This is a genomic window from Gordonia spumicola (genome assembly GCF_009932475.1).
GTDB lineage: Bacteria > Actinomycetota > Actinomycetes > Mycobacteriales > Mycobacteriaceae > Gordonia > Gordonia spumicola.
In genome coordinates this window covers 1,701,366-1,716,217 of the sequence record NZ_BJOV01000005.1, presented here as the reverse complement: position 1 = coordinate 1,716,217, position 14,852 = coordinate 1,701,366, and the positions used below count along the sequence as shown (strand labels likewise).

At 68.1% G+C, this 14,852-nt stretch carries 13 protein-coding genes; 6 read left to right on the top strand and 7 right to left on the bottom strand.

Features of this window, described 5'->3' with window-relative positions; genetic code table 11:
* Window positions 1-46: 46 nt before the first annotated feature.
* Entirely contained in the window at window positions 47-1,336 is a 1,290-nt protein-coding gene (locus GYB83_RS19220; protein WP_228461624.1) for a cutinase family protein, read from the top strand.
* Between the two features lie 127 nt (window positions 1,337-1,463).
* Here GYB83_RS19220 and glnA read toward each other — a convergent pair whose 3' ends face one another.
* Window positions 1,464-2,897 carry a type I glutamate--ammonia ligase gene (gene glnA, locus GYB83_RS19215; protein WP_161896925.1) on the bottom strand — a complete coding sequence of 478 codons (1,434 nt, stop codon included), beginning with the start codon at window positions 2,895-2,897 and terminating at the stop codon, window positions 1,464-1,466.
* Between the two features lie 247 nt (window positions 2,898-3,144).
* Between glnA and GYB83_RS19210 the strand changes: the two genes are divergently transcribed.
* Window positions 3,145-3,705: an RDD family protein gene (locus GYB83_RS19210; protein WP_161896924.1), complete on the top strand. Its 561-nt coding sequence runs from the start codon at window positions 3,145-3,147 to the stop codon at window positions 3,703-3,705.
* 66 nt (window positions 3,706-3,771) lie between these two features.
* On the opposite strand, the gene GYB83_RS19205 is transcribed toward GYB83_RS19210, so the two are convergent.
* Window positions 3,772-4,395, bottom strand: coding sequence for a TetR/AcrR family transcriptional regulator (locus GYB83_RS19205; protein WP_161896923.1), 624 nt, complete (start codon window positions 4,393-4,395; stop codon window positions 3,772-3,774).
* Window positions 4,396-4,464: 69 nt separating this feature from the next.
* Here GYB83_RS19205 and GYB83_RS19200 point away from each other — a divergent pair, with 69 nt between their 5' ends.
* The 4 genes from GYB83_RS19200 to GYB83_RS19185 are packed head-to-tail and all read left to right on the top strand — an operon-like array spanning window position 4,465 to window position 8,511.
* Window positions 4,465-5,358 carry an SDR family oxidoreductase gene (locus GYB83_RS19200; RefSeq protein WP_161896922.1) on the top strand — a complete coding sequence of 298 codons (894 nt, stop codon included), beginning with the start codon at window positions 4,465-4,467 and terminating at the stop codon, window positions 5,356-5,358.
* Window positions 5,355-6,287, top strand: coding sequence for a patatin-like phospholipase family protein (locus GYB83_RS19195; protein WP_161896921.1), 933 nt, complete (start codon window positions 5,355-5,357; stop codon window positions 6,285-6,287). Before GYB83_RS19200 ends, GYB83_RS19195 begins: the two co-directional genes overlap by 4 nt.
* Window positions 6,284-7,765, top strand: a complete 1,482-nt coding sequence (locus GYB83_RS19190) for a flavin-containing monooxygenase (RefSeq protein WP_161896920.1) — start codon at window positions 6,284-6,286, stop codon at window positions 7,763-7,765. Before GYB83_RS19195 ends, GYB83_RS19190 begins: the two co-directional genes overlap by 4 nt.
* The gene (locus tag GYB83_RS19185; protein ID WP_161896919.1) at window positions 7,762-8,511 is read left to right on the top strand and encodes an amidohydrolase family protein; all 750 of its coding nucleotides are present in this window, start codon (window positions 7,762-7,764) and stop codon (window positions 8,509-8,511) included. The genes GYB83_RS19190 and GYB83_RS19185 overlap by 4 nt, the downstream gene beginning before the upstream one ends.
* A 159-nt stretch (window positions 8,512-8,670) precedes the next feature.
* On the opposite strand, the gene GYB83_RS19180 is transcribed toward GYB83_RS19185, so the two are convergent.
* The 5 genes from GYB83_RS19180 to GYB83_RS19160 all read right to left on the bottom strand — a co-directional run bounded on the left by GYB83_RS19180 (window position 8,671) and on the right by GYB83_RS19160 (window position 14,822).
* Window positions 8,671-9,420, bottom strand: coding sequence for a DUF4191 domain-containing protein (locus GYB83_RS19180; protein ID WP_161896918.1), 750 nt, complete (start codon window positions 9,418-9,420; stop codon window positions 8,671-8,673).
* A 42-nt stretch (window positions 9,421-9,462) separates the two neighbouring features.
* Window positions 9,463-10,500, bottom strand: a complete 1,038-nt coding sequence (lipA, locus tag GYB83_RS19175; protein ID WP_161896917.1) for a lipoyl synthase — start codon at window positions 10,498-10,500, stop codon at window positions 9,463-9,465.
* The gene (gene lipB, locus GYB83_RS19170) at window positions 10,497-11,219 is read right to left on the bottom strand and encodes a lipoyl(octanoyl) transferase LipB (protein WP_161896916.1); all 723 of its coding nucleotides are present in this window, start codon (window positions 11,217-11,219) and stop codon (window positions 10,497-10,499) included. The genes lipA and lipB overlap by 4 nt, the downstream gene beginning before the upstream one ends.
* 164 nt (window positions 11,220-11,383) lie before the next feature.
* Complete coding sequence (gene sucB / locus GYB83_RS19165) at window positions 11,384-13,102, bottom strand: 2-oxoglutarate dehydrogenase, E2 component, dihydrolipoamide succinyltransferase (RefSeq protein ID WP_161896915.1); 1,719 nt, start codon at window positions 13,100-13,102, stop codon at window positions 11,384-11,386.
* Between the two features lie 196 nt (window positions 13,103-13,298).
* Entirely contained in the window at window positions 13,299-14,822 is a 1,524-nt protein-coding gene (locus tag GYB83_RS19160; RefSeq protein WP_161896914.1) for a leucyl aminopeptidase, read from the bottom strand.
* Window positions 14,823-14,852: the final 30 nt, after the last annotated feature.

Here is a 14,852-nt window from a genome sequence, read left to right as displayed (position 1 = left end):
GGCTGAAGGCTAGGCGTGCAATTCGTGCCGAAATACTGTGTGCCGCATGAAAACTCGGAGATCCGTCCCAGCACTGATGCTCGCCGTCGGGATCGCGGCGACGATGGCGCCGATCGACGCCGGCTCGTCGTACGGTGCGTCGAACTGCCCGGAGGTCATGGAGTTCTCCACCGGCGGCGCGGCCCAGCCCGACGGGATCAGACTCGGTGCGATGAACAAGGCCCGACCGGAGGGCACGGCACGGACCAAGGTGCGTTACAGCGCCAGCATCTCCCCGGTGGGCGGCAACATCAGCGGCGCCGAGTCGACCGCGGAGGGGGAGCGCAACCTCAAGCGCGCGGCACGGTCGTTCCGTGCCCGGTGCCCCGACTCGCACATCCGCCTCGTCGGCTTCTCTCAGGGCGCACTCGTCACCGGAAACGTGTGCAACAGCTTCGACTCCGATCCGGTGATGTCACGCAACACCAGCTGCGTCCTGTACTCCGATCCGCGCAGGCCGGATCCGGTTCGGCCCGGAGTGATGGCGATGTTGCCGTCATTCGTGCCCGGATTCCCGATGATGGGCGCAAGACCGGAGACGCGGCACATCCCGATCACACAGGTGTGCCAGAGCAACGACGGCATCTGCGCGGCGCCCAACCCGGTGCTCGACCCGATCGGGTTCGTCAACAATCTGCTCGGCTACCTCGCCTACGGGGCACACGGCGACTACTTCGCGGCGCCGCACTCCGTCGACGACGGACGCCTGCACACGGTCCGCCGGTCGCCCTACATCCCGACGGCCGACATCGCGCACCCGGCGCCGGGCGTGCCCACCCCGTACGACGTCCTGGACCCGGTGACGAGCCTGCTCATCACCCCGGCGCCGATCGCGACGTCGTACCGTCCGACACCGCTCGTGGCGTACTTCCCGCCGCTCGTCTCGTGGCTCGTTCCGCAGCGGATCGGCGCCGTCGTGCTGCCGCCGGTCAATGACGTGAACGCGCTGCTGCAGGGCGTCGTCCAGCTGGTTCAGGCGGTGACCGGGACGGTGGTCGACGTCGTCGAGGCGCTTCCGACGCTGGAGCTGAACGTCGGAGCGGGCCCCGACGACTGCTCGCCGCGACGGATCACGCCGCTTCCGGTGACGGTCTCCGCGCCCGTCGCGGCGATCGACGCGCCGCCGACGTCCACCGCGGTGGAGACGCCGCGGACGGCAGCCGATGAGGAGACCGACGCCGCGCTGAAGGCCGAGGCGCAGGCTGCGCTGACCGAGGCCGCGGCCGGGGTGGCGGCGCACCTGGAGAAGGAGCTCGCTCCGGCGACTCCGTCGACGCCCGCTCCTCGGGCCGCTTGAACGTTGGTGACGTTTCCCGGTCTGGCGGTCGGGAAACGTCACCAACGTTCTGGGCCAGACGACTTCAGGGCCAGACGACGAAGCCCCGCCCGACAGTGTCGGGCGGGGCTCCGGTCGGTTCGTCGGATCACACGTCGTAGTACAGCGAGAACTCGTACGGGTGCGGACGGATCTGGATGGGCTCGATCTCGTTCTCACGCTTGAGCGCGATCCAGGTCTCGATGAGGTCCTCGGTGAAGACGCCACCGGCGGTGAGGTAGTCGTGATCCTGCTCGAGGCGGTCGATGACCGCTGCCAGCGACGTCGGCGCCTGCGGGATGCCCTTGGCCTCCTCCGGAGGAAGCTCGTAGAGGTCCTTGTCGACGGGCTCGTGCGGCTCGATCTTGTTCTTCACGCCGTCCAGGCCGGCCATCATCATCGCGGCGAACGCCAGGTACGGGTTGCCCGAGCTGTCGGGGCAACGGAACTCGACGCGCTTGGCCTTCGGGTTGTTGCCGGTGACCGGGATACGGACGCACGCGCTGCGGTTGCGCTGGCTGTAGACCAGGTTGATCGGAGCCTCGTAGCCGGGGACCAGGCGCTTGTACGAGTTGATCGTCGGGTTGGTGAACGCCAGCAGCGACGGTGCGTGGTGCAGGATGCCGCCGATGTAGTGACGCGCGATGTCCGACAGTCCGGCGTAGCCCGACTCGTCGTGGAACAGCGGCTTGCCGTCCTTCCACAGCGACTGGTGAGCGTGCATGCCCGAACCGTTGTCGCCGAAGAGGGGCTTCGGCATGAAGGTGACCGACTTGTTGTTCTGCCACGCGGTGTTCTTGATGATGTACTTGAACAGCTGGACGTCGTCCGCGGCGTGCAGCAGCGTGTTGAACTTGTAGTTGATCTCGGCCTGGCCGCCGGTGCCGACCTCGTGGTGACCGCGCTCGAGCTCGAAGCCCGAGTTGGTCAGGTTGGTCGACATCTCGTCGCGCAGGTCCACGTAGTGGTCGTACGGCGCGACGGGGAAGTAGCCGCCCTTGGGGCGGACCTTGTAGCCGAGGTTCGGGGTGCCGTCGGGGTTGGTCGGCGACGCGGAGTTCCACCAGCCGGACGACGACTCGATCTCGTAGTGCGTCGCGTTCATCTCGGAGCTGAACGACACCGAGTCGAAGATGTAGAACTCGGCCTCGGCGCCGAAGAAGCAGGTGTCGGCGATGCCGGTCGACCGCAGGTAGTCCTCAGCCTTGCGAGCCACATTGCGCGGGTCGCGGCTGTAGGCCTCGCGGGTGAACGGGTCGTGGACGAAGAAGCTGACGTTCATCGTCTTCGCCTTGCGGAACGGGTCGATGCGCGCAGTCGCGGGGTCGGGCAGCAGCATCATGTCCGACTCGTCGATCGACTGGAAGCCGCGGACCGACGAACCGTCGAACGCCAGGCCCTCCGTGAAGACGTCCTCGGTGAACGCGGACGCGGGGATCGAGAAGTGCTGCATGGTGCCCGGCAGATCGCAGAAGCGGATGTCGACGTACTCGACTCCGGAGGTGCGGATTCCTTCGAGCAGCTCTTCGTTCGTGTTGTACACGGTTGGCCTGACTCCTAACTGAAACATCCGACCAGAACCTCTGGTCGCACTTCCACTGCCGACGTGATGCGTCGGCTGTGGATCTCACCGAGAAATCTAAGGAGGTGAGGTTGCCCGTGCGTCAAGCGAATGTTTCCGCCGTGTTACGTCACAGGCGCCGTGTTACAGATTAGCTGTACTCGGGGCGTCTGCGTGTGGCGTCGGCCACCGAACTTGGTGTTCGCCGCCCGCTGACTACGATGAAGTCATGACTTCACGCGGTGACTCCGGATCCACTCGACGTGCCGCGGGGACGTGGCTGTCGGGGCCACAGATCCCGGGTGCCGAAGGAAACCGGTTCCGCGGTGAAGATCTCGGACTTCCCGAATCGGGCGTCGGCGCTCTCGCTTCGGGCTGGCAGCGCCTCGTCGGAATCATCGCCGATTGGCTGATCGCGGGCGGAATCGTGTTCCTGTTCATTGGTGTGCGGCCCCCTCATGAGCAGAACAGCGCCTTCACGATGACTGTCGCAGCTATAGCTCCGATGCAATATGTCGTGTGGTTCTGCATGGGTGTCGCGGCGGTTGCGCTTGTCGGTTGCACGCCGGGCCAGTATCTGGCCGGTATGCGCGTGGCCCGCGTGGACTACGGCGCGAAGCGGAATGCGGCGGAGGCCGCCGGAACCGAGCCGCGCGCCGCGGTCGGGTTCGTCCGTGCACTGGTCCGCCAGGTGATCGTGTTCTTCGTCGTCCCGGCCCTCATCGCCGACCTCAACGGCCGCAGTATGCACGACCGCGCGACCGGAACCGCGCTCGTCCGCACCCGCTGACTGACTGATCTCTCAACTTCGGCACTCTTCACCGCGCTATGCGCGGCGGAGAGTGCCGAAGTTCTTTCACATCGCGTGCAGCAGTGCGGCCGCGGCGGTGAGGATGCCGATCGCGGGCTCTACCGAGACTCGCGGGTCGATTGCGCGCTGAACGCTGAGACCGATGCCGGTGCTGAGGATCAGGTCGGCGATGTCGTGCGACGTGCCGAACTCGTCGCTGAGGGCGAGTGAATCGCCGAACACCCGGGTCAGCTGGGCCGCGATCGTCTCGCTGATCTCGTAGCGGAGGGTCGCGATCGACTCCTTGACGTCCGGATTGTTGCGGGCGAGGGCGGCGTACTCGAACTCGAGCATCGTCCACTCCATGTCGCCGAGGGACCGTCGAAGCCAGTCGGCGAGACCGTCGACGAATCGAATCGGGTCCATCTCGCCGTCGCCGGGCGCCAGATCGGCGATCTCCGCCATCTTCTCGTCGTGGATGTCGACGAGAACGGCGCGGCACAGCGTCGGCTTGTCCTTGAAGTTCGAGTAGACGGCGCCCTTCGAATAGCCTGCGGCCTCCGCGATCGCGTCGAGGCTGGTGGCGGCGTATCCGTCTCGGAGGAACGCGGTCCGCGCAGTCGTCACCAGATCGGCGACGGTTTTGGCTCGTCGGTCCGATCGGCTCATGCGTGCGGTCTCCGGTGGCATGGGATCATCATAGCGTCCACATACCGAGGGTATTGACATACTTACAGTATCTAAACAATGATCGTTGACATGATGAAGCTGCCATTCCTCAACTCGTCCAATCCGGCGATCGACGTCGACGGCGCAGTCGTCGTGATCACCGGCGGCGCCCGCGGCATCGGTGCGGCGACCGCGGAACTCTTCGCCAGTCGCGGAGCGCAGGTGTGGATCGGCGACGTCGACGCCGACGTCGCCGCACAGACCGCGGCCCGACTCGGCATCCGTTCGGCCCACCTGGATGTCACGTCGCGTTCGTCGTGGACGGGATTCGTCGAGACGGTGATCGGCGAAGCGGGACGAATCGACGTTCTCGTCAACAACGCTGGTGTGATGCCGGTGGGCCCGTTCGAAGACGAGTCGGACGCGACAACGGATCTGATGCTCGATGTGAATGTCCGTGGTCTCCTCCTCGGCATGCGGGCAGTATTGCCGCTGATGCGCGATGCGGGTGTCGGGCACGTCATCAATGTCGCCTCGTTGGCGGGAATGATCCCGCTGCCGGGGATGGTCACGTACAACGCGAGCAAGTACGCCGCGCTCGGAGCGTCCCTGGCGGCGCGCCGCGAGTACGACGGCACCGGAGTCACTGTGTCGGCGATCCTGCCGTCGGCGGTCCGCACCGAACTGGCATCCGGAGCCAAACTGGGTGGAGTCCTGCCGACAGTCGACCCGGAGGACGTCGCGCGCGCCATTGTCCGCAGCGTCCGCGTCCGGGCGCCCCGGACCTCCGTGCCCGGTTGGATCGCGCCGGGCTGGGTGCTCGTCGACGCGTTCGTCCCCGAATTCATCGAGCGAATCGCTCGGCGCTTCGCCGGGGAGCGCCAGGCCATGGCGTTGGATGCCGGGGAACGTCGCGCATACCTCGACCGGATCGACCGCCAGTCCCGTGATCATGCGGCAGACAAGTCGGAGGCCGGCGCATGACCCGCACCGCACTTGTCATCGGCTGTGGCGGCACCATCGGCGGTGCCTGGACCATCGCCGCGTTGCATCACCTCGTCGACCAGACGGGCTGGGATCCGGCGTCGGCGTCGATCCTCCAGGGGACCTCCGCCGGGGCGGAGATCGTCACCACGCTCGCGGGCGGGCACAGCGTGGCCGACCTCGTCGCGATGCAGCAGGGGAATCCGCCGAACTCGGTGCTCTGCAGCCATCTCGCCGACTGCCCCTCGTCGCTTCCGAAACTGCCCGCACCGGCGTTGCCGAGCCTGTCGGCCCTTCGAGCCGGAGGTCCGGGACATTCGCGACTGACGGGTGTGGCCCCGCGGGGTCGTGGTGACACCGCCTGGCTCCAGCGTCTCGCGGACGCGTCGACCGGGGGTCGAGAATGGTTCGAGCGCGACGGGGTACGGCTTGTAGCGTACCGACCCGAGGACGGCGAACGCGTCGCGTTCGGCGCGCCGGGGTCACCCGCTGCCACTGCAAGCCAGGCGCTGCGCGCGTCGTGGGCGATCCCCGGTTGGATGCCGCCGGTGGAGATCGACGGTCGCACGTACGTGGACGGCGGAGCGGCGTCGACCGCATCGGTTGATCTCGTGGGGCCCGACGACGCAGACCTGATCTATCTCCTCGCGCCGATGGCGTCGGCGGGGGCGGTCTCCGGGCCGGGTGTCGGCGGAGCCCTCGAGCGGTTCCTCCTCCGCAAGCCGATGTCGACCGTGATGTGGCGAGAAGTGGAAAAGGTCCGGGCACGCGGCACCGAGGTCGTGGTGATCACGCCCGACGCGCGCGACCTGCGTGGCCTCGGTCCCAACTTCATGGCGCGCGACAAACGCGCCGAGGCCTTCGAGCAGTCGATGATCTCCGCGGCCGACAGCGTCCGGCGCGCACTCTCCGAAGGGGCAGTCGCATGAGCGGGCGCAGGGAACCGCGCATCGTCGTCATCGGCGCGGGCGTCGCGGGCATCACCACGGCCCACCACCTCGACCGTGCGGGATTCACCGACTTCGTCGTACTCGAGAAGGGCTCAGACGTCGGGGGAGTCTGGTACTGGAATCACTATCCCGGACTGACCTGTGACGTCCCGTCGGAGATCTATCAGTTCGCGTTCGCGCCCAAACCGGATTGGTCGAGGATCTGGGCCACCGGGCCGCAGATACAGCAGTACCATCGCGACGTCGTCGAGCAGTTCGGTCTCGCCGACCGGATCCGCCTCGACACCGAAGTGGTCTCGACCGTCTTCGACGACGTGTCGGGGGAATGGATGGTCACCACGTCGACGGGCGACGTCCACGTCGCGGACTTCGTCATCTGTGCGACGGGAGTGTTGCACAACCCGGCGTACCCCGACATCGACGGCCTCGACACGTTCGACGGACCCGTCGTGCACACCGCGCGGTGGGACGACGGCCTGGTCACCGCGGGAAAGCGCATCGCGGTACTCGGCACCGGTTCGACAGGCGTTCAGGTGGTGTCCGCACTGCAGCCGGAGGCGGCCTCGGTGACCCACTTCGTCCGCTCGCCGCAGTGGATTCTGTGGGCGCCGATGCATCTCCCTGCGGTGCCCGGTGTGGCGAGGCTCTTCCGCGCCGCGCCTGCGATTCAGGACGCGCTCCACAGTGTCCTGCTGAAAGGGGCAGGCATCCTCGTCGACGTCGTCACGAAACCGACCTGGCGTCGGCGTGCCGTGCAGAAGTACGCGGAGATCTCACTGCGTGCCCAGGTGGGATCGGGTGCGCTGCGCGATCAACTGACCCCTGACTATGAGCCGCTGTGCAAGCGACAGGTCCTGTCCGGGTCGTACTACCGGGCGATCAACGCGCGCAACACCGAGGTGGTCAGCTCAGGCATCAACCGAGTGGTCCCTGGCGGCATCGTCACCGAGGACGGTCGTACCCATGACGTGGACGTCATCGTTCTGGCGACCGGCTTCCGTGCGCACGACTACATGCGTCCGATGAACGTCGTCGGACGCGACGGTGTGCGGCTCGACGACGCCTGGAGCGACGGTCCGCGCGCCTACCGGATGACCGCGATTCCCGGCTTCCCGAACCTGTTCACGGTGCTCGGTCCCAATTCGCCGACTGGTTCGATCTCACTGCAGCACTCCGCGTCCAAGACCGCCACGTACATCATCGCGTGGTTGGAGAGGTTCCGGTCCGGCGACGTCGACCAGGTCGAGGTGACCGAGGCGGCGACGGCCGAGTTCAACGCGCAGGTGGCCGAGGCGATGGAACCGACCGTGTGGAACACCGGCTGCAACTCTTGGTATCAGACCGGGTCGGGCATTGACCTGTGGCCGTTCGACAGGCGGACGCTCGACCGCATGTTGGCCGCCCCGCAGGAGGAGCATTTTGTGGTGCGGCGGTCCGGAGTCGTTGAGGCGCGATGACTCGCAGACTGTTCGACGCGCATCTGCACATCGTGGATCCGCGTTTCCCGCTTGTCGAGAACAGCGGATACCTTCCACCGGCGTTCCCCACCGCGGACTACACGAGCCGGGTCCGCGACCTCGGCGTGCAGGGCGGCGCCGTGGTGTCCGGGTCGTTCCAGGGCTTCGACCAGGCGTACCTTCTCGACGCTCTGGCGACATTGCGCGGCGCCTTCGTCGGTGTCACCCAGATTCCCGCGGACACCTCGGACGCGAGGATCGTCGAGTTGGACGGTCTCGGTGTTCGCGCCGTCCGGTTCAATGTGAGACGCGGGGGATCGGCGTCCCTCGACGAACTCGAGTCGTTGGCGTTCCGCGTCCACGACCTCGTCGGCTGGCACAGCGAGATGTACATCGACTCGAACGATCTGGCAGCACTCGCGCCGACGCTCCGCAGACTTCCCGCGATCAGCATCGACCACCTGGGCTTGTCGGCGGATGGATTCACTGACGTGCTGAGGCTGGTCGAATCCGGCGGCCGAGTGAAAGCCACCGGATTCGGCCGTGTGGCACTCGACCCGGTGGCGGCGATGCGTGCGATCGTCGACGTGGACCCCGGAGCGCTGATGGTCGGAACCGACCTGCCGTCGACACGTGCCCCGCGCCCGTTCGTCGACACCGATCTCGACTTGGTTCATGAAGCCGTCGGCGACGACCTCATCGACGACGTGCTCTGGTCCAACGCCGCCCGCTGGTACCGAGTCTGATCGGCGTCACCGCGTTTCGACACGCCTCCTCGCTAGCGCTCGTCAGCGGCTCAACGAGCAGGAAGCAGGGAGAGACCAACGAAGAAGGCGAGGCGAAACAGTTTCGGACTGCCGAGGAAACTGTTTCGCCTCGCCTTCTGGGCTGAGGTCTCTCGAAGGTCAGCGGCGGCGGACCGTGCGGGCCGCGCTTCGCATCTTGGCGCCCTGGGGCATCGGGCCCTTCGGAAGGGCCGCGCCGGCACCGCCCTTCGCCTTGAGCGCGGACAGGCGGCCGTCGACGGCCTCCATGCGGTTGCGATCGATGTTGTTCGGCAGTTTGCGGATGTAGCGTTCGAGCTTGGCGAGCGGGACTTCGCCCTCGCCGTCGCCGACCATCACCTCGTAGACGGGAGTGTCGCCGACGACTCGTGCGACCTTCTTCTTCTCCTGCGCCATCAGCGGCTTGATTCGGCTGGCCTGGCCTTCGGCGACGAGGATCACGCCGGGCTTGCCGATCACGCGGTGCACGGCGTCCAAGTGCGACGTCCCGGCGACCGCCTGCTGGACACGCCACTGGCCGCGGATGTTGCCGAGGGCCCATCCGGCGGCTCCGGGCTGGCCGTCGGCCTTGCGGTAGACGGTCTTCTGGACGCGGCGGCCGAACAGGATGAACGACAGCAGGACACCCAGGATGAGGCCGAGCGGGATCATCAGCCACAGTGGGCCGAAGTTCGCGAGCAGGCTGAGCAGCACGAAGATCAGCGTCACGCCGACGATGACGCCTGCCATCAGCGGGATGAGCGCCTTGTCTTCCTTGCGCTGCATCTGGAACGCCTGCCAGATCTGCTGGCGGCGTTCCTTGCTCGCCGCCTTGCGGGCTGCCTTCGCGGCCGCCTTCGCCTCTTTGCTCGTGTCTTGCGCCTTCGCCATGCCTACCAGTCTAAAGGGTCAGATGTGCCGTCCGTCGCCTGGTCAGCTCGACATCCGGGCCAACACCGACGACGCTTCCTGGGCGGCCGAGCCCTCGGCCGCGAGGTGAGCGAGTTCGGGCGCCAGCGGCCTGCCGTGACGGGCCATGGCCTGCGAGTACAGGCGTCCGGCACGGTACGACGACCGGACCAGCGGGCCCGCCATGACTCCGGCGAATCCGAGCTCCTCGGCGTACTGCGAGTGCTCGACGAACTCCTCGGGCTTCACCCACCGCTCGACGGGGTGGTGACGCGGCGACGGACGCAGGTACTGGGTGATGGTGACGATGTCGCAGCCGGCCTCGTAGAGGTCGCGCAGCGACTCCCGGATCTCCTCGGGCGTCTCGCCCATCCCGAGGATCAGGTTCGACTTGGTGACGAGACCGAAGTCGCGGGCCTGCGTGATGACGTCGAGCGACCGTTCGTAGCGGAACGCCGGACGGATGCGCTTGAAGATGCGCGGGACGGTCTCGACGTTGTGCGCGAGCACCTCGGGTCGCGATTCGAAGACCTCCGCCAGCAGATCGGGCTTCGCATGGAAGTCGGGGATCAGGTTTTCCACGCCCGTGCCGGGATTCAGCTCGTGGATCTTGCGGACCGTCTCCGCGTACAGCCACGCGCCCTCGTCGGGCAGGTCGTCGCGGGCGACGCCGGTGATCGTCGAGTACCGCAGACCCATCGATCGGACCGACTCGGCGACTCGGCGCGGCTCGTCGCGGTCGAGCGCGGACGGCTTGCCGGTGTCGATCTGGCAGAAGTCGCACCGGCGGGTGCACTGCTCGCCGCCGATGAGGAAGGTCGCCTCCCGGTCTTCCCAGCACTCGTAGATGTTGGGGCACCCGGCCTCCTCGCACACGGTGTGCAGGCCCTCGCCCTTCACCAGGCTCTTGAGCTGGGTGTACTCGGGGCCCATCGTCGCCTTGGTCTTGATCCACTTGGGCTTGCGCTCGATCGGCGTCTGCGCGTTGCGGACCTCCAGACGCAGCAGCTTGCGGCCGCTCGGGGCGTCGGCGGGGGACGGGGTGGACGGGGTGGCAGTCACTGCGGGGTTCCTACGGTCGTTGGGGTGATGAGCTGGTCTGCGGTGTGGCCGGGCGACGGCGGCGTCGGGTCGTCGAGGCATTCGGTGACGAGTTCGCTGACCTCGTCGAGGATGTCGTCGACGGTGATCCGGACGCCGGTCTCCCTGACGATCGAGGTGACGCCGGCGTCCGGGATGCCGCAGGGGACGATCGCGTCGAACACGGTCATGTCGGGGTCGACGTTGAGCGCGAACCCGTGCAGGGTGACACCCTTGGCGACGCGGATGCCGATCTGGCCGAGCTTGCGGTCGCCCTTCTCGTCGTCGATCCACACTCCGGAGCGTCCGTCGACCCGGCCGGTGGCGAGTCCGTGCGCGTTGCACACGCGGATCAGGGCCTCTTCGATGCGTCGGACGTAGTCGACGACGTCGACCGGCTCGGCGAGCAGCACGATCGGGTAGCCGACGAGCTGACCGGGGCCGTGCCAGGTGATGCGTCCGCCGCGGTCGACGTCGATGACGAGCGCACCGTTGGTCGGGCGGTCGGCGTCCTCGGTGCGTCTGCCCGCGGTGTACACCGACGGATGTTCGAGCAGCAGCAGGACGTCGTGGTCGAGCTCGCCCGACGCTCGCTCCTCGGCGAGCCGGTGTTGCAGGTCGTAGGCGTCCCGATAGTCGATGACGCCGAGGCGTCGCACTTCGATCGGTTCACTGCTCAGGCGGGCGGATCCGTTACGCACGGCGGTACTCCAAAGAACACATCGAATGGGTGGGGGTATGCGTCGCGAAGGGCACGTGATGGTCCAACGCGCGGCGGTCCGGGAACATTCCGGTACAAAGCGAGCGCCGCCCGCGACGACCGTGACGGTCGCCGCGGACGGCGGTCATGCGGGTTGTGGACGTGTCACAGTCCGAGGTCGCCCGCGAACTCTCCGGCTTCGAGGCGCTTGCGGACGGTCGTGACGAAACGGCCGGCGTCTGCGCCGTCGATCAGGCGGTGATCGTAGGTCAGCGGCAGGAAGGCGATCGACCGCGCGGCGATCGATTCGGTGCCGTCGTCTGCGGTCAGGACGACCGGGCGCTTGACGATCGCGCCGGTGCCGAGCATCGCCGCCTGCGGCGGGACCAGAATCGGCGTGTCGAACAGGGCGCCCTGGCTGCCGATGTTGGTGATCGTGAACGTTCCGCCCGCGAGCTCGTCGGGCTTGAGGCCACCGTTGCGGGCGCGGTCGGCGATGTCGGCGATCGCGCGGGCCAGACCGGCCAGCGAGAGGTCGTCGGCGTTGTGGATGACCGGAGACAGGAGTCCCTGCGGCGTGTCGACGGCGATGCCGAGGTGCACGTTCGCGTGGTACGTGATCTCCTTGGCCTCTTCGTTGATGGACGCGTTGACGTTCGGGTGCGCCTTGAGCGCCTCGACGACGGCCTTGGCGAAGAACGGCAGGAAGGTCAGGTTGACGCCCTCGGCGGCGGCGAAGCCTGCCTTGGCCGCCTTGCGCAGGGTGGCGACCTTGGTCATGTCGACCTCGTGGACCTGCGTGAGCTGCGCGCTCGACTGCAGCGACTCGCGGGTCTTCGCGGCAGTGATCTGGCGGATGCGGTTGATCTTCTGCGTCGTTCCGCGCAGGGCTGCGAGTTCGGGACTCGCCGACGCGGCGGCCGCCGGTGCGGCTGCGGGCGCCGCGGCCGGAGCCGGGGCAGCGGCCGGTGCGGGAGCCTTCTTCGCCTCGGCCGCGGCGATGACGTCCTGCTTGCGGATGCGGCCGCCGACGCCGGTGCCGGTGAGCGTCGACAGGTCGATGTCGTTCTCCGCGGCGAGCTTGCGCACGAGCGGCGTGACGTACGGCGTCGACTCCAGGGTCGGCGACTCGGCGGCGGGCGCCGGGGCTGCGGGTGCCGGAGCGGCGGCCGCGGGAGCCGCAGGTGCGGGGGCCGGAGTCAGCGCGGGTGCGGCGGGCGCGGGGGGAGCTTGCGCGGGTTCCGGGGCCGCGGGCGCCGGTGCGGGCGTGGCGGGTGCGGCGTTCGCGTCGCCGATCACTGCGAGGCGTCCACCGACGTCGACGACGTCGTCGGTGTCGGCGACGATTTCGAGCAGCACGCCTGCGACCGGCGACGGGATCTCGGTGTCGACCTTGTCGGTCGAGACCTCGAGCAGCGGCTCGTCGACCTCGACGGTGTCGCCGACGGCCTTGAGCCAGTTGGTGACGGTGCCCTCGGTGACGGACTCGCCGAGCTCGGGCATGACGACGTCGGTGCCCGACGCGCCGCCTGCCGGAGCGGGTGCGGCGGGCGCGCTCGCCGCCGGAGCCGCGGGCTCGGCGGCTGCGGGCTCGGGTTCCGGTTCGGGCTCAGCGGCGGGTGCGGGGGCTGCCGGAGCCTCCTCGCCCGCGTCGCCGATGAGGGCGAGCTGGCCGCCGACCTCGACGACGTCGTCCTCATGGGCGACGATCTTCGTCAAGACGCCCGCGACGGGCGACGGGATCTCCGTGTCGACCTTGTCTGTGGAGACTTCGAGCAGGGGCTCGTCGACTTCGACGGTGTCGCCTTCCTGCTTCAGCCATTGGGTGACGGTTCCCTCGGTGACGCTCTCACCCAGGGCGGGCATCTCAACAGAGAAGGCCATTGCGTGTGACTCCCTAATTCGTGAACTTGTGCCGTTCGGTCAAGCCGATTCGCGGGTGCTTCCCACGTGCGCTCTTGTGGGCTCACGTGTACGTGCAGACGGTGGATCGACCGACTCCCGAACTCACAGTACCCGCTCGCTGTGAGACGTTCAGGGGAGTCCATCGGTTACCCGTCAGTAGCGGTTGAGGCGGCGCTCAGCCGTTCTCGACGATGTCCTCGATGACGGCGATCAGCGTCCTCACGGGCACACCGGTGCCGCCCTTGGCCGTGTATCCCCACGGGCCCGACGTGTTGAACGCGGGGCCCGCGACGTCGATGTGCGCCCAGTCGACGTCCTTCGCCACGAACTCCTTCAGGAAGATCGAGGCCGACAGCATTCCGCCCCACCGGTGGTTGGTCACGTTGGCGAGATCGGCGACGCGCGAGTCGAGGTCGGTGCGCAGTTCCGACGGCATCGGCATGGCCCAGCCGTTCTCGCCGACGCTCTGCGAGATCGTCGCGACGCGGTCGCGGAACTCGTCGGTGCCGAGCACGCCGGGAGTCCGGGTGCCGAGGGCCACCATCTGCGCTCCCGTGAGCGTCGCGGTGTCGATCAGGTAGTCGGGCTCGTCCTCGCAGGCGCGGACGATGGCGTCGGCGAGGATGAGGCGGCCCTCGGCGTCGGTGTTGAGGACCTCGACGGTGGTCCCGCCGTACTGGGTCAGTACGTCGCCCGGACGCTGCGCGGTGCCCGACGGCATGTTCTCCGCCATCGGGACCGTCGCGATGACGGTGACGTTCACGTCGAGCTTCGCCGCCGCGATCGCGGTGGCGACGACGGCCGCGGCCCCACCCATGTCGGACGTCATCTGCTCCATGCCCGCGGCGGGCTTGATCGAGATGCCGCCGGTGTCGAAAGTGATGCCCTTGCCGACGAGCGCGACGCTCCGCTGCGCGCCCTTCGCCTCGTGGATCAGTCGGACCAGGCGTGGCGGACGGGAACTGCCCTTGCCGACGCCGATGATGCCGCCGTATCCGGCCTTGTCGAGTTCCACGTCGTCGAGGATCTCCACGCGCAGTCCGGCCTTGCTACCGAGGACGCGGGCGCGTTCGGCGAACTCGGCGGGGAACAGGTGGCTCGGCGGGGTGTTGACGAGGTCGCGGGCGATCGCGACCGAGTCGGCGACGATCAGCGCGTGGTCGAGCGCCGCGCGGTTCTCTTTCGTCTTGGCGGCCAGCAGTCGCACATCGGCGGGCGGCTGCTTCGTCGACGCCGACTTCTCCGTGCGGAACTCCTCGAAGCGATAGGCGCCGAGGAAGTAGCCTTCGGCCGCCGGTCCGACACCCGCATCGCCGAGGGTGCTGACGACGCGGCCCGCGCCGTCGAGCTTGCGGATCGATTCGCCCGCGGCGCGGCGGATCGCGTCGTCGTCGCGGGAGTCGGTGTCGGAGCCGAGCCCGACGGTCTGGATCAGCCGCACCGGAAGCGACGCCGGGGCGGGGAAGCTGAGGATCTCGCCCGCGCGTCCGGTGCCGCCGACCGCGGCGACGCTCGCCGACACGGCCTCGGCGGTGGCGTCGTCGAAGAGGTCCTCGCCGATCAGCAGCGACGGGGCCGCCGCATCGGGGTCGTCGGCGGAGATCAGGCCGATCACCAGGACGTCGTCATCCTTGGCGAGGGCGGTGGTCAGGTCGATGTGCGGGCCGCGTGCACGGTCCGCGAAGTCATGGCTGCTCACGGTTGCCCACTCTATCCACCCGCCCGCGGA